The organism is Acidovorax sp. GW835-FHT14G06 (genome assembly GCF_058793595.1).
Genome location: NZ_JBXAGA010000014.1, coordinates 54048 through 80587 on the forward strand (window position 1 = coordinate 54048; position 26540 = coordinate 80587).

At 65.8% G+C, this 26540-nt stretch carries 21 protein-coding genes and 1 riboswitch; of the genes, 15 read left to right on the forward strand and 6 right to left on the reverse strand.

Going from position 1 to position 26540, the window contains the following annotated elements:
• Window positions 1-103: 103 nt before the first annotated feature.
• A complete protein-coding gene (locus AC1Q64_RS21605) occupies window positions 104-1189 on the reverse strand; it encodes an ABC transporter substrate-binding protein (protein ID WP_291438376.1) in 1086 nt (361 codons plus the stop codon).
• A gap of 242 nt (window positions 1190-1431) precedes the next feature.
• Between AC1Q64_RS21605 and uvrA the strand changes: the two genes are divergently transcribed.
• From uvrA to AC1Q64_RS21620, 3 genes are all read left to right on the forward strand, one after another.
• Window positions 1432-7305, forward strand: a complete 5874-nt coding sequence (uvrA, locus tag AC1Q64_RS21610; protein ID WP_492252778.1) for an excinuclease ABC subunit UvrA — start codon at window positions 1432-1434, stop codon at window positions 7303-7305.
• Between the two features lie 193 nt (window positions 7306-7498).
• The gene (locus AC1Q64_RS21615; RefSeq protein ID WP_492252779.1) at window positions 7499-8005 is read left to right on the forward strand and encodes a hypothetical protein; all 507 of its coding nucleotides are present in this window, start codon (window positions 7499-7501) and stop codon (window positions 8003-8005) included.
• 197 nt (window positions 8006-8202) lie between these two features.
• Window positions 8203-8553 (forward strand): hypothetical protein, encoded by a 351-nt coding sequence (locus AC1Q64_RS21620; RefSeq protein ID WP_291436547.1) that lies wholly within the window; start codon window positions 8203-8205, stop codon window positions 8551-8553.
• Between the two features lie 76 nt (window positions 8554-8629).
• On the opposite strand, the gene ctlX is transcribed toward AC1Q64_RS21620, so the two are convergent.
• A complete protein-coding gene (ctlX, locus tag AC1Q64_RS21625) occupies window positions 8630-9568 on the reverse strand; it encodes a citrulline utilization hydrolase CtlX (protein WP_492252780.1) in 939 nt (312 codons plus the stop codon).
• A gap of 128 nt (window positions 9569-9696) precedes the next feature.
• Here ctlX and AC1Q64_RS21630 point away from each other — a divergent pair, with 128 nt between their 5' ends.
• From AC1Q64_RS21630 to AC1Q64_RS21640, 3 genes are all read left to right on the forward strand, one after another.
• Complete coding sequence (locus AC1Q64_RS21630) at window positions 9697-10128, forward strand: Lrp/AsnC family transcriptional regulator (RefSeq protein WP_056057905.1); 432 nt, start codon at window positions 9697-9699, stop codon at window positions 10126-10128.
• Window positions 10129-10269: 141 nt separating this feature from the next.
• The gene (locus AC1Q64_RS21635; protein WP_291436542.1) at window positions 10270-11232 is read left to right on the forward strand and encodes a Bug family tripartite tricarboxylate transporter substrate binding protein; all 963 of its coding nucleotides are present in this window, start codon (window positions 10270-10272) and stop codon (window positions 11230-11232) included.
• Window positions 11233-11304: 72 nt separating this feature from the next.
• Window positions 11305-12822 (forward strand): NYN domain-containing protein, encoded by a 1518-nt coding sequence (locus tag AC1Q64_RS21640; RefSeq protein ID WP_492252781.1) that lies wholly within the window; start codon window positions 11305-11307, stop codon window positions 12820-12822.
• Between the two features lie 3 nt (window positions 12823-12825).
• Here AC1Q64_RS21640 and AC1Q64_RS21645 read toward each other — a convergent pair whose 3' ends face one another.
• The gene (locus tag AC1Q64_RS21645) at window positions 12826-13884 is read right to left on the reverse strand and encodes a PfkB family carbohydrate kinase (RefSeq protein WP_492252782.1); all 1059 of its coding nucleotides are present in this window, start codon (window positions 13882-13884) and stop codon (window positions 12826-12828) included.
• Between the two features lie 136 nt (window positions 13885-14020).
• Here AC1Q64_RS21645 and AC1Q64_RS21650 point away from each other — a divergent pair, with 136 nt between their 5' ends.
• From AC1Q64_RS21650 to AC1Q64_RS21670, 5 genes are all read left to right on the forward strand, one after another.
• On the forward strand, window positions 14021-15034 hold the full coding sequence (locus tag AC1Q64_RS21650; RefSeq protein ID WP_492252783.1) for a sugar ABC transporter substrate-binding protein: 1014 nt from the start codon (window positions 14021-14023) through the stop codon (window positions 15032-15034).
• Between the two features lie 80 nt (window positions 15035-15114).
• The gene (locus AC1Q64_RS21655; protein WP_492252784.1) at window positions 15115-16074 is read left to right on the forward strand and encodes an ABC transporter permease; all 960 of its coding nucleotides are present in this window, start codon (window positions 15115-15117) and stop codon (window positions 16072-16074) included.
• Window positions 16074-16877 (forward strand): ATP-binding cassette domain-containing protein, encoded by an 804-nt coding sequence (locus AC1Q64_RS21660; protein ID WP_291436533.1) that lies wholly within the window; start codon window positions 16074-16076, stop codon window positions 16875-16877. Before AC1Q64_RS21655 ends, AC1Q64_RS21660 begins: the two co-directional genes overlap by 1 nt.
• Window positions 16878-16887: 10 nt before the next feature.
• Window positions 16888-17340: an RbsD/FucU family protein gene (locus AC1Q64_RS21665; protein ID WP_492252785.1), complete on the forward strand. Its 453-nt coding sequence runs from the start codon at window positions 16888-16890 to the stop codon at window positions 17338-17340.
• 13 nt (window positions 17341-17353) lie between these two features.
• Complete coding sequence (locus tag AC1Q64_RS21670) at window positions 17354-18595, forward strand: ROK family transcriptional regulator (protein WP_492252786.1); 1242 nt, start codon at window positions 17354-17356, stop codon at window positions 18593-18595.
• A 190-nt stretch (window positions 18596-18785) separates the two neighbouring features.
• On the opposite strand, the gene AC1Q64_RS21675 is transcribed toward AC1Q64_RS21670, so the two are convergent.
• The gene (locus AC1Q64_RS21675) at window positions 18786-19595 is read right to left on the reverse strand and encodes an HAD family hydrolase (protein WP_492252787.1); all 810 of its coding nucleotides are present in this window, start codon (window positions 19593-19595) and stop codon (window positions 18786-18788) included.
• Between the two features lie 6 nt (window positions 19596-19601).
• Window positions 19602-21230 carry a peptide chain release factor 3 gene (locus AC1Q64_RS21680; RefSeq protein WP_492252788.1) on the reverse strand — a complete coding sequence of 543 codons (1629 nt, stop codon included), beginning with the start codon at window positions 21228-21230 and terminating at the stop codon, window positions 19602-19604.
• Window positions 21231-21408: 178 nt separating this feature from the next.
• A riboswitch (S-adenosyl-L-homocysteine riboswitch) is annotated at window positions 21409-21488 on the forward strand.
• A 73-nt stretch (window positions 21489-21561) separates the two neighbouring features.
• On the opposite strand from AC1Q64_RS21680, the gene ahcY reads away from it, so the two are divergent.
• From ahcY to AC1Q64_RS21700, 4 genes are all read left to right on the forward strand, one after another.
• Window positions 21562-22995, forward strand: coding sequence for an adenosylhomocysteinase (gene ahcY / locus AC1Q64_RS21685; protein WP_492252789.1), 1434 nt, complete (start codon window positions 21562-21564; stop codon window positions 22993-22995).
• Window positions 22996-23146: 151 nt separating this feature from the next.
• On the forward strand, window positions 23147-24133 hold the full coding sequence (locus tag AC1Q64_RS21690; protein WP_492252790.1) for a TlyA family RNA methyltransferase: 987 nt from the start codon (window positions 23147-23149) through the stop codon (window positions 24131-24133).
• Window positions 24130-24981, forward strand: a complete 852-nt coding sequence (gene metF, locus AC1Q64_RS21695) for a methylenetetrahydrofolate reductase [NAD(P)H] (RefSeq protein ID WP_291436520.1) — start codon at window positions 24130-24132, stop codon at window positions 24979-24981. Before AC1Q64_RS21690 ends, metF begins: the two co-directional genes overlap by 4 nt.
• Complete coding sequence (locus AC1Q64_RS21700; protein ID WP_492252791.1) at window positions 24981-25541, forward strand: septal ring lytic transglycosylase RlpA family protein; 561 nt, start codon at window positions 24981-24983, stop codon at window positions 25539-25541. Before metF ends, AC1Q64_RS21700 begins: the two co-directional genes overlap by 1 nt.
• A gap of 24 nt (window positions 25542-25565) precedes the next feature.
• Here the strand turns inward: AC1Q64_RS21700 and AC1Q64_RS21705 are convergent, their stop codons facing one another.
• Window positions 25566-26453, reverse strand: a complete 888-nt coding sequence (locus AC1Q64_RS21705) for a 23S rRNA (adenine(2030)-N(6))-methyltransferase RlmJ (RefSeq protein ID WP_291436518.1) — start codon at window positions 26451-26453, stop codon at window positions 25566-25568.
• Window positions 26454-26540 lie beyond the last annotated feature (87 nt).

The following is a 26540-nucleotide window of genomic DNA, read 5'->3' on the forward strand; positions in this document are numbered from 1 at the left end:
CGGGACAACTGTAAAAACGCGTAGGCCCGGTGGCAGGGGCTCACCACCTGCGCCAGGGTGGAGCGGGTGGTGGGTCCATCACCCGTAGCGCGATGAGGACCTCTCAGCGGCGGAAGCGCCCGTCCGTGCCGATGATGGACAGGTCGGCAAAATCCAGCCCGGTGTGGTCCTCGGGGCTGAAGTTCACCTCCAGACCGCCCAGGTCCAGCTTCTTGATGCTCTCCAGTGCGACCTGGATCTTCTCGCGGGTGGGCTTGGGGCCCGCGCGCTTGAGGCCTTCCACCAGCACCTTGGCGGCGGCAAAGCCTTCCAGCATGGCGGGGCTGATTTCGGTGAGCCCCTTGGTCTTGGCCAGTTCCTGGGCTTCCTTCACCATCGGGTAGGTCACGGCCCGTTCGTTGGGGAACACCTGGGTCACGATCACGCCCCGCGCGTTGGCCCCCAGGCTTTTGATGAAGCCGCTGGAGGCATTGTTGGACAGCGTCACGATCTGCGCGGCCGAGCCCGCCGTGCGCAGTGCGGTGGTGGCATCCACCACCGCAGAGCCCGAGGCCACCATCAGCACTGCCTGCGCATCGGCCTTGGTTACCTTGGCAGCGATGGGGGTGAAGTCGGGCTTGGCGCGGTCGAACTTTTCGGACACCACCGCCGTCAGCTTGGCGGTCGCCAGGCCCTTCTGTGCGCCCTGAATGCCGTCGGCGCCAAAGCTGTCGTCCGCGTACACCAGCGCCACGCGGGTGATGCCCATGGACGCCAGGTGGGTGATCGCCTTTTCAGCCTCTCGCTGGTAGGTGGCGCGCACATTGAAGATGTATTTGCGCACCGGCTGGTGCAGCACCATCGCGCCGGTGGAAGGCGCCACCAGCACCACGCCGTGCTTGTCCAGCAGCGGCAGGATGGCCTCGGTGTGGGGGGTGCCCCGGTTGAGGAACAGGGCCGAGACGTTCTTGTCTTCGATCAGCGTGCGGGCGTTTTCCGCCGCCAGCTTGGGGTCGAACTTGTCATCCAGGGAGATCAGTTCGATCTTTTGGCCATTGACACCGCCTTTGGCGTTGATGGCGTCGATGTACAGCAGCGCGCCGTCCGTGGTTTCCTTCACGCCGGCTGCTACCTGGCCGCTGAAGCCTGCCGTCTGGCCGATCAGGATCTGGGCATGGCTGGCTGCACTGGCCGCCAGCGCCAGGACCATGCCGGCCGCTCGCAGTTGCCATTGTTTTGTCATGGCGGTCTCCTCTGGGTTTGTGTGGAGGCCGCAGTCTAAACCGATGTTTCGGGCCAGAACACCCGCTTTTCGTCAGCCATTGCTCCATTGCCCCTGCTTTGCCCACGGTCAAAGCACCGCAGCGCGCCTCGGGGGTAATCGGCGCGGGCAGGCGCAAACGCCGGGCGCGTCCCTAGAATGTCCCGCCTCACACCCGAAAGACTGCTTCCATGACCCAGGGACTGATCCGTATCCGCGGCGCACGCCAGCACAACCTCAAGAACCTGGATCTGGACATCCGCACCGGCGAACTCACGGTGGTCACAGGCCCCAGCGGCTCGGGCAAGTCCAGCCTGGTGTTCGACACGCTCTATGCCGAGGGCCAGCGCCGCTACGTGGAGACCTTCAGCGCCTACGCGCGCCAGTTCCTCGACCGTATGGACAAGCCTGCCGTGGACAAGGTCGAAGGGGTGCCCCCGGCCATTGCCATCGACCAGACCAACCCCGTGCGCTCCAGCCGCTCCACCGTGGGCACGATGACGGAGTTGAACGACCATCTGAAGTTGCTGTTCGCACGCGCAGGTCAGTTGTTCGACAAGCAGACGGCGCAGCCAGTGCGGCATGACACGCCCGAGACCATTTATGCGGAGCTGGCCGCGCGCTGCGCTGCCGCCAGTGACCCCCGCATCGTGTTGACCTTCCCGGTCGAGTTGCCTGCCAACACCAGCGCGGAGCAGGTGGAGCAGTGGCTGTCCGCCAGCGGCTTCACCAAAGTGCAGGCCGAGCGCGAAGTGGCCACCCCCACCGGCCCGCGCAAGGTGCTGGATGTGGTGGCCGACCGTTTCCGCCTGGGCAATGCCGAAAAGGTGCGGGTGATCGAGGCCATCGAGGTGGCGCTCAAACGCGGCACCGGGCGCTTGAACGTCTATCGGCTGGTGGATGAGGGCGAGCCCGAACTCTGGCGCTTCTCCACCGGCCTGCACTGTCCCGACAGCGACCTGCGCTACAGCGATCCCATCCCCTCCGCCTTCTCGTTCAACTCCGCCGTGGGCGCGTGCGACAGCTGCCGGGGCTTTGGCCGCGTGATCGGCGTGGACTATGGTCTGGTCATCCCCAACGACAAGCTCACCCTGCGCGCAGGTGCCATCAAGACCATCCAGACGCCTGCATGGAAGGAAGCGCAGGACGACCTCATGCGCCACGCAGAGGCGGCAGGCATCCCGCGCGACACGCCTTGGAACAAGCTCACGGACGATCAGAAGAAATGGGTCATCGGCGGCGCGCCGGGCTACAAGGACGGGCAGTGGAGCAAGCAGTGGTACGGCATCAAGCGCTTTTTTGAATACCTGGAGAGCAAGGCCTACAAGATGCACATCCGCGTGCTCTTGTCCAAGTACCGCAGCTACACGCCGTGCCCCACCTGCGCCGGTGCACGCCTCAAGACCGAAAGCCTGCTCTGGCGCATTGGCCGCAAGGAAGATGCCGATGCGGTGCTGGAGCCCGGCAAGCGTTTCCTGCCCGAGGGCGTGCAATGGAGCCGTGAGCAATTGGAGGCCTTGCCCGGTCTGTGCCTGCACGACCTGATGCTGCTGCCCATCGACCGCCTGCGCCAGTTCTTTGCGCGCATGCAGTTGCCGGTGGGTGACGACGCCAAGGGCGGCGATGCCCAGGCGTTGAAACTGTTGCACGAAGAAATCACCACGCGCCTCAAGTACTTGTGCGACGTGGGCATTGGCTACCTCACGCTGGACCGCCAAAGCCGCACGCTCAGCGGCGGCGAGGTGCAGCGCATCAACCTGACCACCGCGCTCGGGACTTCGTTGGTTAACACGCTGTTTGTGCTGGACGAACCCAGCATCGGCCTGCACCCGCGCGACATGCACCGCATCACCGAGGCCATGCTGCGCCTGCGCGACGCGGGCAACACCCTGGTGGTGGTGGAGCATGACCCTGCCGTCATGCTTGCGGCCGACCGCATGATCGACATGGGCCCCGGCCCGGGCCGCCTGGGTGGGCAGATCGTGTTCGACGGCACCACCGCCGACCTGCGCAAGGCCGACACGCTCACGGGCGCCTACCTGGGCGGGCGCAAGCATGTGGGCTTTGGATTCAAGCGCATGGTGACGGAATCGACCCCACGCCTCATCCTGGAAGGCGCGCGCGAGCACAACCTGCAGGATGTGACCGTGGAGTTCCCGCTGCAGCGTCTGGTCACCGTGACGGGCGTGAGCGGCTCGGGCAAATCCAGCCTGATCCAGGACGTGCTGGCCCCTGCGCTGCTGCGCCACTTTGGCAAGGCCACGGATGCGCCGGGCGCGCACGACCGCATGCTGGGCGCCGACCACCTGTCGGACGTGGTGTTCGTGGACCAATCGCCCATCGGCAAGACTGCACGCTCCAACCCGGTGAGCTACGTGGGCGCGTGGGACAGCATCCGCGAACTCTTCGCCGTGGCGCCGCTGTCCAGGCAGCGCAGTTACACCGCCGCCAAGTTCAGCTTCAACAGCGGCGACGGGCGTTGCCCCACCTGCGGCGGCTCGGGCTTCGAACATGTGGAGATGCAGTTCCTCTCCGACGTGTACCTGCGCTGCCCCGACTGCGACGGCAAGCGCTACCGGCCCGAGATCCTGGAGATCACCATCGAGCGGGGTGGACGCACGATGAATGTGGCTGACGTTCTGGCCCTGACCGTGGCCGAAGCAGCGGCCGTGTTTGCCAATGACCGCGATGTGATCCGCGCGCTGCAGCCCATCGTGGATGTGGGGCTCGAATACGTGGCGCTGGGCCAGCCTGTGCCCACCTTGTCGGGTGGCGAAGCGCAGCGCCTCAAGTTGGCTGGTTTTCTGGCCGAGGCTGCACGCGTACAAAGCAAATCGCGCCAGACGGTGGCGCGCAAGGGCACCCTGTTCCTGTTCGACGAGCCCACCACCGGCCTGCACTTTGACGACATCGCCAAGCTCATGCGCGCGCTTCGCAAGCTCATCGACGCAGGGCACTCGCTCATCGTCATCGAGCACAACCTGGACGTGATCCGCGCCAGCGACTGGCTGATCGACCTGGGGCCGGAAGGCGGCTATGCGGGTGGCCTCATCGTGGCCGAGGGCACGCCCGAGGACGTGCGAGCCCACGCTACATCCCACACCGGGCAGGCGCTGCGCGACTACGAACTGGCGCTGGGCGTGGGCGGCCACTCGGTGCACGAAAAGGCTGCGGCGCTACGAAAATCAGAGCACCTTGCGCATATGGATCTAGCGCCTGCGGCCAAAAACGCCATTGAAATTGTCAACGCCAAGGAGCACAACCTCAAGAACCTGAGCGTGGACATCCCGCGTGGCAAGTTCAATGTGGTGACGGGCGTGAGTGGCTCGGGCAAGTCCACGCTGGCGTTCGACATTTTGTTCAACGAAGGTCAACGCCGTTACCTCGAATCGCTGAACGCCTATGCGCGTTCCATCGTGCAGCCCGCCGGGCGGCCCGAGGTGGACGCGGTCTACGGCATCCCGCCCACCGTGGCCATCGAGCAGCGCCTGTCGCGCGGCGGGCGCAAGTCCACTGTGGGCACCACCACCGAGGTGTGGCACTTTCTGCGGCTGCTGTACGTCAAGCTGGGCACCCAGCACTGCACCAAAGACGGCGCTGCCGTGCAGCCGCAGACGCCCGAGAGCATCGCCGCGCAATTGCTCACGCAGTTCCGCGGCCAGCACATCGGCCTGCTCGCGCCGCTGGTGATGAACCGCAAGGGCGTGTACACCGAGCTGGCCGACTGGGCCCGCCCGCGCGGCTACACACACCTGCGCGTGGATGGCAACTTCTTGCCCACTACCAACTTCCCGCGCATCGACCGCTTCAAGGAACACACCATCGAGCTCCCCGTGGCCAGCCTCGATGTGTCGCCCGATAACGAAGCCCAGCTCCGCACCGCGCTGGCCGATGCGCTCACCCACGGCAAGGGCGTGGTGCATGTTCTCTCAGGCATCACAGGTCTGCGTGAAGCCATGGAGGGCGGCCAGCCCACGGCCGGTATTGGCACGCTGCAGGCGTTCTCCACCAAGCGCGCCTGCCCCGTGTGTGCCACCAGTTATGCCGAGCTGGACCCGCGCCTGTTCAGCTACAACAGCAAGCATGGCTGGTGCCCCGACTGCGTGGGCACCGGCGTCAAGCTCACCAAGGACCAGCGCAAGGTGTTTGACGACTCGGTGCAGGACGACAAGGAAAAAGGCCGCGAGCAGACCTTTGCCGAGCCCGAGGTGGAAGACCTGGCCGACACGGCCTGCCCGAGCTGCAGTGGCACGCGGCTGAACGCCACGGCGCGCGCCGTGCAGTTTGCCGGTGTGGGCATCACCGACATTGCCGCGCTGTCCGTCACGGACGTGCGCCGCTGGGTCGAGACGCTTCGCATCGAAGGCGGCATGACCCAACGGGAGGCGGATATTGCCCGCGACCTGGTGCCCGAGATCCAGAGCCGCCTGGAGTTTCTGGAAGAAGTGGGCCTGGGCTACCTCACGCTGGACCGGGGTGCGCCCACGCTCAGCGGCGGCGAGGCGCAGCGCATCCGCCTGGCCGCGCAGCTGGGCAGCAACCTGCAGGGCGTGTGCTACGTGCTCGACGAGCCCACCATCGGCCTGCATGCGCGCGACAACCAGATTTTGCTCAACGCCCTGCACAAGCTGGGTGACAAGGGCAACACGCTGGTGGTGGTGGAGCACGACGAAGACACCATCCGCCGTGCCGACCACATCATCGACATCGGCCCCAGCGCCGGCAAACGCGGCGGGCGCCTGGTGGCGCAGGGCAGCGTGGCCGACATCACGGGCGCGGAGGATTCGCAAACCGGCCGCTACCTGCTGCACGCCATGAAGCACCCGCTGCAACTGCGCCGCAGCATGTCGGCCAGCGAGGTCAGTGTCGAAGCGACGGCCGCCTTTGCCCAAGCCGAGGCCGCAGCACCCACCGGCCGGCAAAGCGCCGCGGTGAAGAAGCGCGCAGCCCAAGCTGCATCGCTGGCCGCTGACGCACTGACCGAGGCCAAGGAACGCGCTGCCATGCGCTGGCTCACCGTGCATGGCGCACAGCTGCACAACCTGCAGAACCTGACCGCCACCGTGCCGTTGCACCGCCTGGTGGCGGTAACGGGCGTGAGCGGCTCGGGCAAGTCCACCCTGGCCCGCGATGTGCTGCTGGCCAATGTGCAGGCCTGGGTGCAACAGCGCAGTACCAAGGCCGGGCGCGATGCGATGGACGCCGGCAAGGCGCCGCCGCTGGTGGGTTGCACCGGCCTGTCTGGCTTCGAGAGCATCGACCGCGTGCTCGAAGTCGACCAGACGCCCATCGGCAAAACACCGCGTTCATGTCCTGCCACCTACATCGGCTTCTGGGACACCATCCGCAAGCTGTTTGCCGAAACGCTGGAGGCCAAGGCGCGCGGTTATGCGGCGGGGCGCTTTTCCTTCAACACCGGCGAAGGCCGCTGCCCCAGCTGTGAAGGTGCGGGCGTGCGCACCATCGAGATGAGCTTCCTGCCCGATGTGAAGGTGCCCTGCGAGACCTGCCACGGTGCGCGCTTCAACCCCGAAACGCTGGCCGTGACCTGGCGCGGCAAGAGCATTGGCGACGTGCTGCAGATGGAGGTGGATGAGGCCGTGGGCTTCTTCGCCACCATGCCCAGCATTGCGCACCCACTGCAGCTGCTGCAGGACGTGGGCCTGGGCTACCTCACGCTGGGCCAGCCCAGCCCCACCCTGAGCGGCGGCGAGGCGCAGCGCATCAAGCTCGTGACCGAGCTGACCAAGGTGCGTGACGAGGTGGGCCGCCGGGGCCAGAAGGTGCCGCACACGCTGTACGTGCTGGACGAGCCCACGGTAGGCCTGCACATGGCCGATGTGGACAAGCTCATCCGCGTGCTGCACCGTCTTGTCGATGGCGGCCACAGCGTGATCGTGATCGAGCACGACCTCGACGTGATCGCCGAGGCCGACTGGATTCTGGACCTGGGGCCCGAGGGCGGTGGCGCAGGCGGCCGCATCGTGGCGGCGGCTACGCCCGAAGACGTGGTGGCGGCGGGCACGCACACGGGCAAGGCCCTCGCGCCCGTGCTGGCCCGCTGAGGCGGGCGGGTGTTGTGAGGGGCTGAGGGCAGGGGGCTGAGGCCAGCCTGGTGGTTGGCGCACAGCCCTGTCGGCCCCTGTCCTACGCATTGCGCGGAACATGGCGCACGCGCTGCATGGGATGGGCTTCCTACGATGGGGTGCAGGGGATCGGCTCCCCATCTTCCATTCACCTCCAAGGACGCCCATCACCATGAACGCTTTCAATTTCCTCAAGACCTGCACAGCCCTGGCCGCCACCTCGGTGTTGCTGGTCGCCTGCGGCGGCGGCAATGACGACGACCCATCGCCCAGCAACGAGCCCGGCGTGCTCACGGTGAGCAATGCCACCGTCGGCGGTCTGAACGGCGTGTACGGCAACGGCGCGCTGAACCTCACCAACGTGGACAAGCAGAATCCTGTCGGCTCTGTGCCCGAGTTGTGCGCGTTCCGCTTTGACGGCGCTAACAAGGTGGGCTCATCGGCCACGGCATTTGGCGATATCCGCTATCGTCCCGATGCGACCGGTCTGCACCAGGCCTTTCTGACGTTTGACGGCAAGGAATACGGCAGTGGTGAACCCACCGACACGGCCGTGCTGCGCGAAAGCGACCAGGTACGGTTCAACGGCAAGACGCTGACTGCTACCGACGGCTCCAATGCCACCATCCGTGTGACCGGCATCGTGCCAATGCGGCCCAACCGGCCATCGGGCTGCTGAGTTCGCTTTTCGATCCCTTTCATTGTTTTGTCTCCCTCCCCGGTCCCCTCGACCGGTTCGGCCCCTGCGGCGATAGCGGCAGGGGCCTTTTTTGCGCGCCTCGTTGCTGCGCAGCCGGGTATCCGCAGCCGCGCGGCGGCACAATGCGCCGGTGAGCATGCCGTGCCAGTTGCTGCGTTGTGCTCCTCCCGTCGCCCATGCCCGCAAAACCCTCCGCTCAATCCACCGTGGTGTGGCTGCAGCCCCAAGCCCCCGCCAAGCCAGCCGAGGGTGCGCCCTGCAACGGCTGTGGCCTGTGTTGCCTGGCTGAGCCCTGTCCGCTGGGTGCACTGGTCTCGCGCCGCCGCCGAGGCGCTTGCGTGGCCCTGCGCTGGAGCGATGCGGACCAGCGCTACTGGTGCGGCATGGTGGCTGACCCGGCCGGGGTGACGGGCCTCACCCACCCCTGGGCAGTGCGCGCCATGTCGGCCCTGGCGCAGCGCTGGATCGCATCGGGTGTGGGTTGCGATGCGCGGCTGGACGTGCAGGCTGTGCCGCATGGCAAATAGCTGAAGCGATTCGCTATGAATGTGATAGCTATTCAGGCACGTTCGACTAGCACAAGCAGCCAGTTTGACTGAAATTTCACACCCCGGCACTGCGCCGAGCCAGATGCACGCCCGCCAGCATGCAGCGCACCGATCCGCCCGCCAGCTCAATGGTTGGTACGTTCAGTGGCAGAAGGCGTGCGCTTTGTTCGATGGTGGCGCGTTGCGCCGGCGTGAGGCTGGCGGCAGCGCGCGCCGACAGTGCCAGCACCCGGCCCTGGGTGCCAGAGAGTTCGAGGGCGTTGCCGGCAAATTCTCCGATCTGGTGGGGGCTCAGTGCGATGAGCTCGCGGCCCGTCTCGCGCAAGCGCTCGCACACGGCAGCGCGGCGCCCAGGGTCGGTGATCATGTGAAAGCCCCCTAGCGCAAACGCGGTGCCGATGCAGAGCATCACGTTGGTGTGGTAGCAGGGCTGACCCTCCTCGTCCGCTGTGGCAAAGGCCATGGGCTCGTAGTTGAAGTGCGTGCAAAAGCGCTCCAGAGCCACGGGGGCGGCGCGGTTGGATTGCGCGGTGTAGGCAATGCGGTGGATGTGGTCGAGCACCATGGCGCCCGTGCCTTCCAGAAACATGCCATCGGCCTCCAGGCCCGAGTAGTCGATCACGTCCTGCACGCGGTACTCGGCCTTGAGCAGTTCGATCACATCGCTGCGCCGCTCTCTCCGGCGGTTCCTGGCGTACATGGGGTAGATCGCCACATGGCCGCCCGCGTGGGTGGAAAACCAGTTGTTGGGGAACACTGCGTCGGGCGTGTCGTGCTCGCCGGGGTCGTCGAACAGGTGCACACGCACACCCGCCTCCTCAAGGCACTCTGCAGCGGTAGTGACCTCGGCAAAAGCGCGGCATGAGGTGTCGCTGGCAGCCGGTTGCGCGGTGCGCACCTGAAAGGCGTTGTCTCCAGCGGTTTCGGGGTTGGGGTGAAAGCGGTGCGGGCGCACCATCACAACGGCGCTGGGGGCTTGGACTGAGGCATGCATGGTGGAGCGGGGTGTGAAAGAAGAGGGAAGAAGTCTCAGAATTTTCTTGGCAGCCCCTGCTATCCCCTAGCCTCAGAACTGGTCAAAATGGCTGATAAATTGCCGTTCTGCCAGTTCTGAAGCCCACTATGACCAAGCTCGACGACACCGACCGCGAAATCATCAGCATCTTGCGCGCCGACGCGCGCACCCCTGTGGCCACGTTGGCGCAAAAGCTGCGCGTATCGCGCGGCACAGTGCAGAACCGCCTGCACAAGATGGAGGAGAGCGGCGTCATCACCGGCTACACCGTGCGCCTGCGGCCGGATTCCGAGCCGCAGCGCATCCGTGCATGGATGAGCATTGCGGTCGAAGGCAATGCCGCCCCCGCCGTCATCCGCGCGCTGCGCGGCGAGCCCACGGTGGGTACGCTGCACACCACCAATGGCCGCTGGGACATCGTGGCCGAGGTGCGTGCCGAGAGCCTGGAGGCGTTTGACGCGGCACTGGGCCGCATTCGCCTCACGCCCGGCATTGGCAACACCGAAACCAGCATCTTGTTGTCCACCTACAAGGCGTGATGCGGCCCCGGCGGTGCACCAGCGCAAGGGCTGCGCGCTGGCACCTGGGCGACAGCGGCTAGGGGGTTTCCGCATGCCCTCGCAGCGCGGCCTGCAGTCCAATAGCGAAATCTTTGTTTTTGCATTTTCAGGAGCCCCGCCATGCAACGTCGCCAGATCATCCAATGGGGAGCCGCCAGCCTCGCCGCCCCTGCATTCATGGCGCAGGCCCAGAGCTTTCCCAACAAACCCATCAAGCTGGTCATCGCCTTTCCGGCCGGTGGCCCCACCGACATCACCATGCGGTCGCTGGCCGACAACGCCAGCAAGATCCTGGGCCAGCCCGTGATCGTCGAGAACAAGCCCGGTGCGGGTGGCACCTTGCCTGCGCAGCAGCTGCAAAGTGCAGCGGCCGATGGCTACACGGTGGCGCAGATTCCGCTGGGCGTGTTCCGCCTGCCCTACACCACCAAGATCAACTGGGACCCGGTCAAGGACATCAGCTACGTGCTCAATGTCACCGGCTATGCCTTTGGCCTGGTGGTGCCCGCCGACTCGCCCCTCAAGACCTGGACGCACTTCGTGGCCTGGGCCAAGGCCAACCCTGGCAAGCTCAGCTACGGCTCCACCGGCACCATGACCAGCCCACACCTGACGATGGAGCTCATCGCGCAGCAGCTGGGCATTGAGCTGCTGCACGTGCCCTACAAGGGCAGCGCCGACCTCATGCAGTCCATCCTGGGCGGGCAGATCATGGCGGCGGCCGACTCCACGGGCTTTGCACCCCAGGTCGAGGCGGGCAAGCTGCGCGTGCTCAACACCTGGGGCGCCGAGCGCCTGGCCAAGTTCCCCGATGCGCCTACGCTCAAGGAGCTGGGCCTGAACCTGGTGCAGAACTCGCCCTTTGGCATCGGCGCACCCAAGGGCACGCCCGATGCGGTGGTCAAGCGTTTGCACGACGCCTTCAAGCAGGCCATGGAGCAAGAGAGCTACCGCACGGCCCTGGCGCGCTATGACATGGTGCCGATGTACATGAGCACGTCGGCGTACAAGAAGTTTGCGCAGGACACATTCACGCGCGAGAAGGCGCTGGTAGAGAAATTGGGCTTGGCCAAACCCACCTGATGCCACTCCCTTCGGAGGGAGCAATGCGTTCCGTGTGATGATCTGCAGCATTGAACGGAACTCACACACGATATGGCATCCCCCTCCGACAGCATCAGCATGGCCCTGTTCTGCGACTTTGAAAATGTCGCCCTGGGCGTGCGCGATGCGCAGTACGAAAAGTTCGACATCAAGCCCATCCTGGAGCGACTGCTGCTCAAGGGCTCCATCGTGGTCAAGAAGGCCTATTGCGACTGGGAGCGCTACAAGGGCTTCAAGGCCACCATGCACGAGGCGAATTTCGAGCTGATCGAAATCCCGCACGTGCGCCAGTCGGGCAAGAACTCGGCCGACATCCGCCTGGTGGTGGACGCGCTGGACCTCTGCTACACCAAGTCGCACGTCAACACCTTCGTCATCATCAGCGGCGACTCGGATTTTTCGCCGCTCGTGTCCAAGCTGCGCGAGAACAACAAGCAGGTGATCGGCGTGGGTGTGAAGCAATCCACGTCCGATCTGCTGATCGCCAACTGCGACGAGTTCATCTTTTACGACGATCTGGTGCGTGAGAACCAGCGCGCCCAGGCACGACGCCAAACCCCCGGTAGCAACCCGCCAGCCGCACCGCGCCGCAGCCCCGAGGAGGAGCGCAGCCGCAAGGAAACGCAGGACGCGCGCCGCACCCAGGGCGTGGAGCTGGCGGCCGAGACGTTTGAGGCCCTGCTGTCTGAGCGCGGCGACACCGGCAAGATCTGGGCCTCGGTGCTCAAGGAGGCCATCAAGCGCCGCAAGCCCGATTTCAGCGAGGGCCGTTATGGCTTCCGCACCTTTGGCAACCTGCTGGAGGAAGCGCAGGCCCGTGGGCTGCTGGAGTTTGGGCGCGATGAAAAATCGGGTGCGTATGTGTTCCGCAGCCATGGCCAACCCATTGCAGCGGCGGCACCCGTACGGTCTGAGGCTACGGGCGAGCGTGCCACCCAAGGTGGGGCCACGCGGCATGACTTTCATGCGGTGGCGACGGCGCCCGACCTGCGTTCTGACGGTGTCGAAGTGCAGGGGCCTTCGGGGCGGAACCGAGGGCGCCGCAGCGAGGGCGCAGACCGCCCAGACACGCGCTCCACGCAGCGCAACGAGTCGCGCAATGACGCATACCATGAGCCACAGGAGTCTGAGCAGACTGATGCTCCGTCAGAACGCCCGGCCAGCCGCTATTTCAGCCAGCCCGTGACCCCCGAGGCCGCGCCACTGGAGCGGGCGGTTGATGGAATTCCAGAGCAGGATGCGCGCTCGGAGGTGTTCGAGGGTACCGAGGCCCCAGTAGAGCAGATGCCTTCTGAGAACGATGGGGCCGAGGCCGTCGCCCCTCGCCGCAGCCGCGCGCGCAATGGTAATGGCGCCAAGCCAGCTGCCAGCTCCCCCAAGGCTGTCGCCACGCCCCGCGCGCGTGGTGCGCGTGCCGTGGCGGATGCTGGCGATGCCGCCAGGGCCGAGGCGCCAGCTTCGGCAGCCGAGGCCCCCGCCACGGAGGCAGAAGGTGCCGCACCAGCCAAGTCGCCCGCTGCACGCCCGCGCAGCCGGTCCCGCAAGCCGACCGCCAAACCCGCCGAGTAAGGGCTATCGGCCCGCTGCGGTAGCTGCGCCCCGCAGCGACAGCCGCTGGCGTACCTCTTCGTAACGGGGTGGCGTGCAGCCCGCGCGCTCCACGCAGTGGCTGGCGCTGGCCAGCGCGTGGTGCAGCACGGCCCGCAACCGGGTCTCTGGGACGGGCGCCGTCAGGCCACCCGTGCGCAGGGCCAACGCTTCTTCGCCACGCTCGGGCCCTGCCAGCAGGGCAGTGATCAAACCTGCCAGAAAGCAGTCACCTGCACCCACCGTGTCCACCACCGTGATCGGTGCCTCCTCGCGCGCATGCACGGCCAAGCCATCACCCTGCAGCAGCCAGGCACCTTCCGGCCCCAGGGTCAGGGCGAGCCATTGGGCCTGTGTCTGTTGCTGCAAACAGTGGGCGCGCTCCAGGGCATTGGCACCCGGCACGGCCAGAGCCTCCAGGTCATCGTCGCTCACCTTGATGAGGTGGGCGTGCTGCAGGGCGGCCATCACATTGGCGCGATAGGCGTCGGCATCGTCCACGGCCGACAGGCGCATGTTGGCATCCACCACCACCATGCGGCCCGCTGCGCGCTGCGCTGCCAGCCAGGGCAGGTAGATGGCGGCGTCCTGCGCCACCAGCGCCAGGCAGCCCGTGGCCACTACCTGCAGCTCAGGCAGCGCAGCGCAGGCGGCCGTCAGAGCGGCTGCCGTCACCTGGCGGTCCGCCACGCCATCGCGGTAGAAGCTGTAGCTGGCCTTGCCCTCGGCATCCAGTGCGGCCAGCGCCAGCGCGCTGGGCGCACGCACCGGTGTGGGGGCGGCCAGGGCCACGCCCGCATCGTTCAGGCCGCGCGCCAGTTGTCGCCCCAGCAGGTCGCCCGACAGAGGGTTGAGGTACTGCGTGCCCACCCCCTGCAGTCCCAGTGCCCGCGTGAGGTTGTAGACCGCGCCGCCCGCGCAGGGCTTGAGGCGGCCATCAGGCTCTTCGATCAGGTCGAACAAGGCCTCGCCCGCCGTGGCCACACGCAGCGACGGTGCGGTGTGTGCGGGGGCAGAACTGGCAGACTGGATAGGGAAAACCATAAGTAAATCCACTTGATTTATTAACTTGTCGGCCACTATAGTTCGATCCCATCCACCCGACAAGAGTGGTTCACCTGCCAGCCGCGCAGCACCGGGCCGACAGGAATCTGCCATCCCACAACCCGGAGACAACGCCATGCAACGCACCCCCGCCTTCGCGCTTTCTGCCCTTGCCCTCACCGGCGCCCTGGCCTGTGGCCCGGCCCAGGCACAAGCATCCGAACCCGTCATCGGCCTCATCACCAAGACCGAGACCAACCCCTTCTTCGTGAAGATGAAAGAGGGCGCTACGGCCGAGGCCAAGAAGCTGGGCGCCAAGCTGGTGTCGGCCGCGGGCAAGACCGATGGCGACAACGCGGGCCAGGTCACGGCCATGGAGAACCTCATCGCCGCGGGTGCCAAGACCATCCTCATCACCCCCAGCGACGCCAAGGCCATCGTGCCCGCGATCAAGAAGGCGCAGGCGCGCGGCGTGATGGTGATTGCGCTCGACAGTCCCACCGAGCCCATGGATGCGACCGACGCGCTGTTTGCCACCGACAACTACAAGGCGGGCGAGCTGATCGGCCAGTACGCCAAGGCCGCCGCTGCGGGCAAGAAGCCCGTGATTGCCACGCTGGACCTGTTCCCCGGCCACCCCGTGGGCGCACAGCGGCACAACGGCTTTCTGAAAGGCTTTGGCCTGCAGGCGAATGACGCCAAGAGCAATGAGCTGTCGCGCCCCGCCGAAGTGGTCTGCATGGCAGACAGCTTTGGCGACCGCGCCAAGGGCCAGACCGGCATGGAAAACTGCCTGCAGAAAAACCCCGACATCAACATCGTCTACACCATCAACGAGCCCGCCGCAGCCGGTGCTTACAACGCGCTCAAGGCCGCTGGCAAGGAGAAGAACGTGCTCATCGTCTCGGTGGACGGTGGCTGCGCAGGCATTGCCGACGTGGGCAAGGGCATGATCGCCGCCACCAGCCAGCAGTACCCGCTGCGCATGGCGGCGATGGGTGTGGCGGCTGGCGTGGAATATGCCAAGACCGGCAAAAAGGTCAGCGGATACACCGACACCGGCGTGACGCTGATCGCTGCCAAGCCCATGGCGGGTGTGGACAGCAAGGATGTGAAGACCGGCACCGACCTCTGCTGGGGCGCTAAATAAGCAGCCTCAGCTGGCCTGGCACCAGGCAAGCCGCAACGGGCTTGCCTAGTGCCACCTTTGTACACCCGCACGGAGCCGCCATGACATCGCCCGCTTTCAAACTACCGCCCCTGGCTACGCTGGGGCCGTTCATCGCGCTGATCCTGGCGTGCGCCTTTTTTGCCACGCAGAGCGAGCGTTTTCTGTCGGCGCAGAACTTCGCGCTCATCCTGCAGCAGGTCATGGTGGTGGCGGTCATTGCCATCGGCCAGACACTGGTGATCCTCACGGCGGGCATTGATCTGTCGTGTGGCATGGTGATGGCGCTGGGCGGCATCGTGATGACCAAGATGGCGGCGGACTACGGCCTTTCGGCCCCCTTGGCGATTGCCTGCGGCATGGCGGTGACCATGCTGTTCGGCCTGATCAACGGCTTGCTCGTCACCAAGATCAAGCTGCCGCCCTTCATCGTCACGCTGGGCACGCTCAACATCGCGTTTGCCGCCACGCAGCTGTATTCGGGCGCGCAGACCATCACCGACATCCCCGCTGGCATGACCGCACTGGGCAACACCTTCCAGCTGGGGCAGACCGCCATCGTCTGGGGCGCGGTGCTCATGCTGGTGCTGTACCTCGTCACCTGGTTTGCGCTGCGCGAGACCGCGCCCGGCCGCCATGTGTACGCCGTGGGCAACAGCCCCGAGGCCACGCGACTCACCGGGATTGCCACCGACAAGGTGTTGCTGGGCGTGTATGTGCTGGCCGGCCTGTTCTACGGCATCGCGTCGGTGCTGTTGGTGGCCCGCACTGGCGCGGGTGACCCGAACGCGGGCCAGACCGAAAACCTCGACGCCATCAGCGCCGTGGTGCTGGGCGGCACCAGCCTGTTTGGCGGGCGCGGCATGATTTTGGGCACGCTGGTAGGGGCGCTGATTGTGGGCGTGTTCCGCAATGGGCTCACGCTCATGGGCGTGTCGTCGGTGTACCAGATCCTGGTGACCGGCATCCTCGTGATCCTGGCCGTGGCCACCGACCAACTCTCGCGCAAAGGAGTGCGGTGATGACGAATTCCACTCAAACGACTGCCCCGCTGGTGATGCAGGCCAAGGGTCTGGTAAAGCGCTACGGGCAAGTGGTCGCGCTCGATGGTGTCGACTTTGAACTGCGCGCGGGCGAGATCCTGGCCGTGATCGGCGACAACGGCGCTGGCAAGTCGAGCCTCATCAAGGCGCTGTCGGGTGCCACGGTGCCAGACGAAGGCGAGATACTGCTCGACGGCCAGCGCATCCAGTTCAAGAGCCCCATCGACGCACGCAAAGCGGGCATCGAAACCGTGTACCAGGACCTGGCCGTGGCCCCAGCGATGACGATTGCCGAGAACCTTTTCTTGGGCCGTGAGCTGCTGCGCCCCGGCTTTCTGGGCAGCGTGCTGCGCATGCTCGACAAGAAAAAGATGCTGGAAGAAAGCATTGCCCGCATGGCCGAGCTGAAGGTCGGCATCCGCTCCATGACGCAGGCGGTCGAGACGCTCTCGGGCGGCCAGCGCCAGTGCGTGGCTGTCGCGCGCGCCGCGGCCTTTGCGCGGCACGTGGTCATCATGGACGAGCCCACCGCCGCTCTCGGCGTGAAGGAGGGCAACATGGTGCTGGAGCTGATCCGCCGCGTGCGCGACAAGGGCCTGCCCGTGATTCTCATCAGCCACAACATGCCCCATGTGTTCGAGATTGCCGACCGCATCCACATCGCCCGCCTGGGCAAACGTGCGGCGGTGGTCAACCCCAAGAAGATCAGCATGAGCGACACCGTGGCTGTGATGACGGGGGCCATGGCGGCCTCTGACCTCCCCGCCGAATGCCTTGCCTGAAGACAACGCCATGCTCAAGAACATTGACCCTCTGCTGACCCCCGACCTGCTCAAGGTGCTGGCCGAGATGGGCCACGACGACGCCATCGTGCTGGCCGACGCCAACTTCACCGCCATGAGCCTGGGCGCGGGCAAGCCCGTGCTGCGCCTGCCCGGCATTGGCATGGCGCGCGCTGTGCAGGCCGTGGCCAGCGTGCTGCCGCTGGCGCAAGATGTGTCGCACCCCGTGGCTTACATGCAGGTGGGTGGCACCGAGGTGCCGTACCGCTCAGCCCTGCAGCGCGAAACCATGGACGTGCTGGCGCGCGAGGGCGTGGCCAGTGAGCAGGCCGAAGGCGTGGAGCGTTTTGCGTTCTACGAGCGTGTCAAGAAGGCCTATGCCATCGTGGTCACTGGCGAGCTGCAGCCCTGGGGCAACTTCCTGCTGCGCAAGGGCGTCATCGGCGACACTCTGAACGCCTGACCGCTTCATCACCATGCTGGACACCGACGCATCTCCACCCGCCGTTGACAACACCGCCGCCAGCCCCGCGCTGCTGCGCCAGCGTGGCTCCAACCACGTGGGGCTGCGCCAGTTCAACGAGCGCGTGGTGCTGCAGGCGCTGCGCACCCACGGCAGCCTGGCCAAGGCCGAGATGGCGCGGGTCACGGGCCTGACGGCGCAGACCATCGGCCTGATTACCGCTCGGCTCGACGAAGACCAGTTGCTGCGCCGCGAAGCGCCCGTGCGCGGCCGTGTGGGCCAGCCTTCGGTGCCGATTGGCCTGAACCCCGACGGCGCCTTTGCCATCGGCATCAAGATCGGCCGCCGCAGCGCCGACTGGCTGCTGGTGGACTTCACCGGCCATGTGCGCGAGCGCATCGTGCTCGACTACGCCTTCCCTGACATCGACGTGCTGCTGCCCGCCATCCGCACGCACCTCAACCAGCTGCTCGACGGCCTGGGCCCGCTGCGCTCGCGCGTGGTGGGTGTGGGCGTGGCCGCGCCGTTCCAGCTCGGCGGCTGGCACCGCATGCTGGGGCTGACCGAGGCGCAGTCCGAAGCCTGGAACAACATCGACCTGGCCGAGCAGGTGCAGCAGATGACCGAGTTGCCCGTGAGTTTTGCCAAGGACACCTCCGCCGCCTGCGTGGCCGAGCTGCTGCAGGGGCGCGGGCGCGACATCCCGAGTTTTCTGTACCTGTTCATGGACACCTTTGTGGGCGGCGGGCTGGTCATCAATTCGCACCTGCATCGCGGTCTGCATGGCAACGCAGGCGCCGTGGCGTCGCTGCCGCTGTCACCCGCCCAGCCGGGCCTGCCCCCTGCTCAGCTCATCAGCCAGGCCTCGCTGTGGGAGCTGGAGCAGCGCTTTCGCGAACATGGCCTGGACCCCATGGCCGCCTACGACAAACGTGTGCTGCAGGCCCCGTGGCTGGAACACAGCCGGGGCTGGATTGCGCGCGCTGCGGCCGGCCTGGCGCACTGCATCGTCTCGGCCACGGCGTTTTTGGACCTGGATGCCGTGGTGGTCGATGGCGCCGCAGCCCCTGAGCTGCTGCAGGCCCTGTGCGAAAGTGCCCGCCACGCGCTGGCCGACTACAACTGGGAAGGCCTGCACCAGCCCCCCCGGCTGGAGCTGGGCACCATGGGCTCGGACGCCCGCGCGCTGGGCGGAGCGCTGCTGCCGCTGCATGCGTGTTTTGCGCCAGATACCGATATCTTCCTCAAGGCTTGATGGCATTGCTATTAAAATAATAGCTACCACGGCATATTCCACTAGCGCAAGCGGGCGTTTCTCGTCAAAACTGCTTTCTGGCGGTCTTGCGTGCACTGTGCCGTCCCGGGGGCGCTGGCCCCGTTGCGTGAACCAGCCAGGGGCTGTGGCGACTGCGCCCTGTTGCTTGCTGCGCTTGCTTCGCTGACGGTTAGCGGCCCGCCAGGATCGCCCGCGCCACTTCGGCAAACCCCGCGCCCCGTTCGCCCTGCGTCACATAGCGTGGCAGGTGCTTGAGCTGCGGCACAAACCGCGCGATGTTGGCCACGCCCACGCTGTGGGTGAAGTGCTGGAACATCGCCTGGTCATTGCCCGAGTCGCCCACAAACACCCAGCGGTCTAGCTCCTGCGCAAGGTCGCGGCCCATCAGCTCGCGCACGATCCAGTTGGCACCCTGCCATTTATTGAAGTCCCCAAAGCAGCCATGGATGTGGATGCTGCTCACCGTGGTCTGCATGCCAGCGCGCTGCAGCACAGCCAGCACCTGCTCCACGGTGTCGGGCGCGTGCCGGTCGAACTCTGCGTAGTCAAAGGCCAGGTCCGTCTCACGCCCGGCGCTGTCGCGGCTGAGGGCGACGCCTGGCACTTCCGCAGCGACCTGGGCGGCGATCTCACGCATGCGCGCCTGGTTGGCATTGCGCGTGGCGGCGTCTTGCTGGTAGCGCTTGACCAGCGTTGGTTGAGCGCCAGAGCTGCGGGTAAATGCCACGGCACCGTTCTCTGCCACCATGGCATCGACAGGCCAGGTCGAACCGGCAGGCCCCGCCATGAAAGGCTCGCACCAACCAATCGGCCGCCCGGTGATGGGAATGACCACCAGGCCCGCCGCCTTCAGGTCAGCCAGCGCCTGCAGTGCGTTGGGCGTGATGGCGCCCTCGGTGGTCAGGGTGTCGTCGATGTCGGTAAAGACGCCTACTAAGTCACGGCGGGCCGCTGGCGGCCAGAGGCTCAAGGGCAACATGCGGGTTTAGCCCGCCTTCTGCAGCGCCAGCCCCGCATGCTCACGCAGTGGGTGGAAATGGATCTTTGGAAACCGCTCCTGCGCCAGCCGCACGTCATACGGGCTGGTGCACAGGTACGCCAGCGTGTCTGCCGCGTCGTGCGCCAGGCGCAGCGGGTAGGCGTCGGTGAACGCACGCAGGTCGGCCGGGGTGTCTGCAGTGATCCAGCGTGCGCCGGTGTACTGGCAGCCTTCCAGGCGCACGTCGGCGTCGTATTCGGCCTTCAGGCGGTGTTGCACCACTTCGAACTGCAGCTGGCCCACAGCACCCAGCAGCATGTTGCCGCCGGCGTCGGGCTTGAAGACTTGGATGGCACCTTCTTCGCCCAGCTGGGCCAGGCCTTGCTGGAGCTGTTTGGTGCGCAGCGGATTCTTGAGCACCACGGTCATGAACATTTCGGGCGCGAAGAAGGGGAGGCCGGTGAACTGCAGGTTGGCGCCGTCGGTGATGGTGTCGCCCAGCTGCACGCCGCCGTGCGTGGTAAAGCCAATGATGTCGCCCGCGTAGGCTTCTTCCACGGCCTCGCGGCGCTGCGACATGAAGGTGACGACGGAGGTGGGGCGCAGTTCCTTGCCGGTGCGCTGCACCTTGAGCTTCATGCCCGGGGTGTATTTGCCCGAGGCCACACGCACGAAGGCGATGCGGTCGCGGTGGTTGGCGTCCATGTTGGCCTGCACCTTGAACACCACGCCGGCAAAGCCTTCGTCCTCGGGCTGGATGGTTTTGACCACTGGCTGCTTGTTGACTTCGAGTGTGCTCACGCGTGGGCCGGGCGGCGGGGCCATGTCTACCAGTGCGTCCAGCACCTCCATCACCCCGAAGTTGTTCACACCAGAGCCAAAAAACACGGGGGTCAGCTTGCCAGCCAGGAAGGCTTCGTGGTCCCAGGCGGGCGATGCGCCCACGGCCAGTTCCATGCTTTCGAGCGCAGCGTCAAACTCGGCGCCGAAGCGCGCGCGCAGTGTGGCTTCGTCGGACAGGGGTATCGCTTCAAAGTCCTGTGGGCGGCGTTCGCTGCCGGACTCGAACACCGTCATGGTCTTGGTGCGCAGGTTGATGATGCCGCCGAAGCTCTTGCCCTGGCCCACGGGCCAGGTCATGGGGCAGCAGGGCATGCCCAGCTCGCGCTCAACCTCGTCCATGATGTCCAGCGGGTCGCGCACTTCGCGGTCCATCTTGTTCACGAACGTGATGATGGGTGTATCGCGCTGGCGGCAGACCTCAATCAGGCGGCGCGTCTGCGCTTCCACACCGTTGGCCGCGTCGATCACCATCAGGGCCGAGTCCACGGCGGTGAGCACGCGGTAGGTGTCTTCCGAGAAGTCCTTGTGGCCGGGCGTGTCGAGCAGATTGATCACATGCTCGCGGTACAGCATCTGCATGACCGATGACGCCACCGAGATACCGCGCTGCTTTTCAATCTCCATCCAGTCGGACGTGGCATGGCGGCTGGCCTTGCGGCCCTTGACGGCTCCTGCGATCTGGATGGCGCCCGAGAACAGCAGCAGCTTTTCCGTCAGCGTCGTTTTACCGGCGTCGGGGTGGGAAATGATGGCGAAGGTGCGGCGGCGCCGGGTTTCTGGGGCGTAGGACACAGGGGTTCCTGAATGGGATGGAGCAGGGCAGCGTGCCCTGTACAAGAATCTTGGGGCCGGGGCCTGCGGGGAGGCTACGAGGTCGGCAAACGCGGGATTTTACTGTTCCGTGCAAGGCCAGGGGGATGGAATCAACCGGTGGCGTAGCGCCGGGCGGGCACTTGCTTTTATAATCCGCCGATCCGAGGAGCGTTGCAGCGTCCCCAGCGCAGGCGGGGCGTGAGGCTCGGAGTCATCTAGCAACGACGCTCATCCACTTCGCGTGCGGTGAGTCGTATCGACCGTCCCCTTCGCGCAGTGGCTTTTCAAACATGCTTTGGAGCACACCATCATGAACGCACGCGTCAACGCCCCGGTCAACACCGACTGCATCATCTCCGACATCGGTCTGGCCGAATGGGGCCGCAAAGAGATTCGCATTGCCGAAACGGAAATGCCCGGCCTCATGGCCATCCGCGAAGAATTCGCAGCCAAGCAGCCGCTCAAGGGCGCACGCATCACCGGCTCGCTGCATATGACGATCCAGACTGCCGTGCTGATCGAAACCCTGCAGGCGCTGGGTGCACAAGTGCGCTGGGCCTCGTGCAACATCTTCTCCACACAAGACCACGCTGCGGCTGCGATTGCTGCCGCTGGCACGCCCGTGTTCGCCATCAAGGGTGAAACCCTGGCCGATTACTGGGACTACACCCACCGCATCTTTGATTTTGGCGCCGCCGGCACTGAAGGCGAAGGCCCCAACATGATCCTGGACGACGGCGGCGACGCCACGCTGCTCATGCATCTGGGCAAGCGCGCCGAAAAAGACGCCTCGCTGATCGCCAACCCCACCAGCGAAGAAGAAACCTGCCTGTTCAACGCCATCAAGGCCAAGCTGGCCGTGGACCCGACCTGGTACAGCCGCAAGAGCGCCCACATCATCGGCGTGACCGAAGAAACCACCACCGGCGTGCTGCGCCTGAACGAAATGGCCGCCAAGGGCAGCCTGATGTTCCGCGCCATCAACGTGAACGACTCGGTGACCAAGAGCAAATTCGACAACCTGTACGGTTGCCGCGAATCGCTGGTGGACTCCATCAAGCGCGCCACCGACGTGATGATCGCCGGCAAGGTGGCGTGCGTGGCTGGCTATGGCGATGTGGGCAAGGGCTCGGCCCAAGCCCTGCGAGCGCTGAGCGCTCAGGTGTGGGTGACTGAGATCGACCCTATCAACGCCCTGCAGGCCGCGATGGAAGGCTACAAGGTCGTGACCATGGAATACGCCGCCGACAAGTGCGACATTTTCGTGTCGGCCACCGGCAACAAGAACGTGATCCGCTACGAGCACATGGCCGCCATGAAGGATGAAGCGATCGTCTGCAACATCGGCCACTTTGACAACGAGATCGATGTGGCGTCGCTGGAGAAGCTTCAGTGGGACGAGATCAAGCCCCAGGTCGACCATGTCATCTTCCCCGACGGCAAGAAGATCACGCTGCTGGCCAAGGGCCGCTTGGTGAACCTGGGTTGCGCCACTGGCCACCCCAGCTTCGTGATGAGCTCCAGCTTTGCCAACCAGACCATCGCGCAGATCGAGCTGTTCACCAAGCAGGACGAGTACCAGGCCGGCAAGGTCTATGTGCTGCCCAAGCACCTCGATGAGAAAGTGGCGCGCCTGCACCTCAAGAAGGTGGGCGCCATGCTGACCGAACTCACCGACGAGCAGGCCGCCTACATTGGCGTGTCCAAGCAAGGCCCCTACAAGGCCAATACCTACCGCTATTGAGCCAACCCGCGCCTTCGCCCCCGTGTGGGGGCGGTCGTCGCGGCCCTGTGCGCTCATGCGGTGCAGGGTTCGAATGCTCTTATTTTTGTAGCTGCTAGCGCATAGTTCACTAGCGCTATCGGCTCATTGGACTCAAAAAAGGATGGGCGCGATGCGCGCAGATGTATTTTTGGTGGAGCGTGGCCACGCTGCCACGCGCTCGCAGGCGCAGCGCCTGATTGCCTCGGGCGTGCAGTGGCGCCTGTCGCCGCTGGCGCCCTGGCAGAAGGTGGTGAAGAACGGTGACGACATTCCGTCAGTGGCCGAGGTGCAGCTGCTGGACGATGCAGAAGCCAAGTACATCTCGCGCGGCGGGCTCAAGCTGGAAGGCGCGCTCAAGGCGCTGGGCCTGTCTGTGGCTGGCCTGCGGTGCCTGGATGTCGGGCAGAGCACAGGCGGCTTTACCGACTGCCTGCTGCAGCAGGGCGCTGCCCAGGTGATTGGGGTGGATGTGGGCCACGCCCAGTTGCACGACCGGCTGCGCAGCGATCTGCGTGTGGTGTGTGTGGAAGGCGTCAATGCCCGCTCGCTCACGCCCGATGCGTTGGTGCAGGCTTGTGAGATGGCCTTGTCCGAAGTCATCGTGCCCGAAGAGGACAACGAGACCCAACCCGAGGCCCCCTACAGCTGGATGCGCAACGGTGGCTTGGTGGACGAGGCGTACGACGACAGCGACGATGCCAAGGACCAGGACATCGAGGCCTTCAAGTCCGAGCGCGCGCAGCGCGCCCAGGGAACGCTGCCGGTGGAGCGCCGCCGCCGGCCCGAGTGCGCCGATGTGGACATCACCCCCAGTTTTGCGCTGGTGACCGGCGACCTGTCGTTCATTTCGCTCACCCTGGTGCTGCCTGCGCTGGTGCCTTTGCTGGCGCCCCAGGGCGACCTGGTCATGCTGGTCAAGCCGCAGTTCGAGCTGCAGCCCGGGCAGGTGGGCAAGGGCGGTATCGTGCGCGACGAGTCCTTGTATGCGGTGGTGGAGCAGCGCATCCGCGATTGCTGCGCCACGTTGGGCCTGGAGGTGTTTGCGTGGATCGACAGCCCCATCCAGGGCGGCGATGGCAACCGAGAATTTTTTGTACACGCAAGGAGAGCCGCATGAATGCAGCCCACGCGCAAGGCACCGGGTTCCCGGTGAGTTTCGAGTTTTTTCCGCCCAAGACGCCTGAAGGGGCAGACAAGCTGCGCGTGGCGCGCCAGCAGCTGTATGCCCTGCACCCCGACTTCTGCTCGGTGACCTATGGCGCAGGGGGCTCCACACAGGAAGGCACCTTCGGCACGGTGCGTGAGATCCTGTCCGAAGGCGTGGGGGCCGCCTCGCACTTTTCGTGCATCGGGGCCACGCGCCAGTCGGTGCGCGAGCAGCTGGCAACACTCAAGGCCATGGGCGTCAAGCGCCTGGTGGCACTGCGCGGCGACCTGCCCAGCGGCTATGGCGCGGGTGGCGAGTTCCAGTACGCCAGCGATCTGGTGGCCTTCATCCGCGCCGAAACGGGCCGTGATTTCCATATTGAAGTGGCGGCATACCCCGAGGTGCACCCCCAGGCCAGGTCGCCCGAGGCGGACCTGCAGGCCTACGTGACCAAGGTGCGTGCGGGCGCGGACTCCGCGATCACCCAGTACTTCTACAACAGCGACGCGTATTTCCGCTTCGTCGAAGACGCCCACCAGCTGGGCGCCGACGTGCCGGTGGTGCCGGGCATCATGCCGATCTCCAGCTCCACGCAGCTGATGCGGTTCTCGGACGCCTGCGGTGCCGAGATTCCACGCTGGATCCGTCTGCGCCTGCAGTCGTTTGGGGACGACACGGCCAGCATCAAGGCGTTTGGCCTGGATGTTGTGACCGACCTGTGCGACCAGTTGCGCACGGCCGGCGTGCCCGCGCTGCACTTCTACACAATGAACCAAAGCGCCGCGACGCTGGAGATCTGTCGCCGGCTGGGGATCTGATGGCGGGGGGCACACAGCCTCCCGGGGCCCATCGCGGCGCTGCCCTGCGGGTGCTGCTGCGGCGAGCGGTGGGTCTGTGGCTGCTGTGCAGCGCTTGCACCGCTGTTCAGGCCCAGGGGTTGCAGGCAGAGCCGGATGCGCTGGCCCCCAACCTTTTGTCCGTGCCGGGTGAGGCCATGCTGATCGATCCCCCGGCCAAACCTGAGCCCACCGCCGCCGACGGGGCACCCCTCGGACTGCCTGCCGACGAGGTGGGCCTGGCTTCGTGGTACGGGGCGCAGTTCCACCGGCGGCGAACTGCCAGCGGGGAGCTGTTTGACATGCGGGCGCTCACGGCCGCTCACCCTACGCTGCCCTTTGGATCGCGTGTGTGTGTGCGCAGCCAGGCCACGGGGCGCACGGTGATCGTGCGCATCAACGACCGCGGTCCACACACCCGCAACCGGGTGATCGACCTGAGCCGGGGTGCTGCCGAGGCACTGGGCATGGTCGGCCTGGGGCTCAAGCCGGTGGAGTTGTTTGCCCTTCAGGAAGACGACAAGGACTGCCCGGCGCCGTGACGCCAGGCGGGGCCTCATGGCCGCTCAGCCGCCCGATTCGAGTGTGTGGGTGGCGTGTTTGTCTTGCGCCAGCAGCTCTGCCATCTGGGGCAGGGCGTCTTTGAGTGCAGCCTTCAGGGTGTAGGGCGGGTTGATCAGGAACATGCCGCTCGCCGGCAGGCCGGGGCGCTTGGTGTCGCCAGCGGCGTTCTCGGTGATCTTGCTGGACTTGACCGTGAGCGTGGCGTGCAGCCAGCCTTTGCCTGCCTTGGTGGTCAGCGTTTTCAGGCGGCGGGGCAGATCATGGGCTTCGGGGCGAGGAATGATGGGGTACCAGAATGCATAGGTGCCCGTGGCAAAGCGCTTGAGGGAGTCGGCCGCCATGTCGAGCACCTTGGCATAGTCGCTCTTGATTTCATAGCTGGGATCGCACAGCACCAGGGCTCGCCGGGCAGGTGGGGGCAAAAACTTCTTGATGCCCTCAAAGCCGTCTTCGTGCAGCACCGCCACCTGGCGGCCAGCCTCCAGCTGGGCCACGTTGCCGGCCAGCGCGCGCAGGTCGGTTGGGTGCAGCTCGAACAGCTTGAGTTTGTCGTGGTCGCGCAGCATGCGCTGGGTGATGAAGGGCGAGCCGGGGTATACGCGCAGTGCCTTGCCCTGGTTGAAGGCGCCCACCATGTCCACGTAGGCCTGCAGGGCCGGGGTGAGGGCGGGCGTGGTCGGTGCAAACAGCCGGGCTACGCCGTCGGCAGCTTCGCCACTGGTGCTGGCATAGTCTCCGTCCAGCCGGTACAGGCCTGCGCCCGCATGGGTGTCCAGCACGGTCAGCGCCGCGTCTTTCTCGGTAAGGTGTTGCAAGGCGGCAATCAGGACCGTGTGCTTGAGCACATCGGCATGGTTGCCTGCGTGGAAGGCGTGGCGATAACTGAACATGGCCCAATGGTAACGAGTGTGGTCTGGGAGGGGGGAGCGTCCATGTCAGTGCGCGGCACAATTGGGGGCTGCGTGGCGGCTGTGTAC

Coding starts and splice junctions, on each gene's coding strand:
- AC1Q64_RS21605 (WP_291438376.1), bottom strand. CDS start 1,189: ATGGTCCTGGCGCTGGCGGCCAGTGCAGCCAGCCATGCCCAGATCCTG.
- uvrA (WP_492252778.1), top strand. CDS start 1,432: ATGACCCAGGGACTGATCCGTATCCGCGGCGCACGCCAGCACAACCTC.
- AC1Q64_RS21615 (WP_492252779.1), top strand. CDS start 7,499: ATGAACGCTTTCAATTTCCTCAAGACCTGCACAGCCCTGGCCGCCACC.
- AC1Q64_RS21620 (WP_291436547.1), top strand. CDS start 8,203: ATGCCCGCAAAACCCTCCGCTCAATCCACCGTGGTGTGGCTGCAGCCC.
- ctlX (WP_492252780.1), bottom strand. CDS start 9,568: ATGCATGCCTCAGTCCAAGCCCCCAGCGCCGTTGTGATGGTGCGCCCG.
- AC1Q64_RS21630 (WP_056057905.1), top strand. CDS start 9,697: ATGACCAAGCTCGACGACACCGACCGCGAAATCATCAGCATCTTGCGC.
- AC1Q64_RS21635 (WP_291436542.1), top strand. CDS start 10,270: ATGCAACGTCGCCAGATCATCCAATGGGGAGCCGCCAGCCTCGCCGCC.
- AC1Q64_RS21640 (WP_492252781.1), top strand. CDS start 11,305: ATGGCATCCCCCTCCGACAGCATCAGCATGGCCCTGTTCTGCGACTTT.
- AC1Q64_RS21645 (WP_492252782.1), bottom strand. CDS start 13,884: ATGGTTTTCCCTATCCAGTCTGCCAGTTCTGCCCCCGCACACACCGCA.
- AC1Q64_RS21650 (WP_492252783.1), top strand. CDS start 14,021: ATGCAACGCACCCCCGCCTTCGCGCTTTCTGCCCTTGCCCTCACCGGC.
- AC1Q64_RS21655 (WP_492252784.1), top strand. CDS start 15,115: ATGACATCGCCCGCTTTCAAACTACCGCCCCTGGCTACGCTGGGGCCG.
- AC1Q64_RS21660 (WP_291436533.1), top strand. CDS start 16,074: ATGACGAATTCCACTCAAACGACTGCCCCGCTGGTGATGCAGGCCAAG.
- AC1Q64_RS21665 (WP_492252785.1), top strand. CDS start 16,888: ATGCTCAAGAACATTGACCCTCTGCTGACCCCCGACCTGCTCAAGGTG.
- AC1Q64_RS21670 (WP_492252786.1), top strand. CDS start 17,354: ATGCTGGACACCGACGCATCTCCACCCGCCGTTGACAACACCGCCGCC.
- AC1Q64_RS21675 (WP_492252787.1), bottom strand. CDS start 19,595: ATGTTGCCCTTGAGCCTCTGGCCGCCAGCGGCCCGCCGTGACTTAGTA.
- ahcY (WP_492252789.1), top strand. CDS start 21,562: ATGAACGCACGCGTCAACGCCCCGGTCAACACCGACTGCATCATCTCC.
- AC1Q64_RS21690 (WP_492252790.1), top strand. CDS start 23,147: ATGCGCGCAGATGTATTTTTGGTGGAGCGTGGCCACGCTGCCACGCGC.
- metF (WP_291436520.1), top strand. CDS start 24,130: ATGAATGCAGCCCACGCGCAAGGCACCGGGTTCCCGGTGAGTTTCGAG.
- AC1Q64_RS21700 (WP_492252791.1), top strand. CDS start 24,981: ATGGCGGGGGGCACACAGCCTCCCGGGGCCCATCGCGGCGCTGCCCTG.
- AC1Q64_RS21705 (WP_291436518.1), bottom strand. CDS start 26,453: ATGTTCAGTTATCGCCACGCCTTCCACGCAGGCAACCATGCCGATGTG.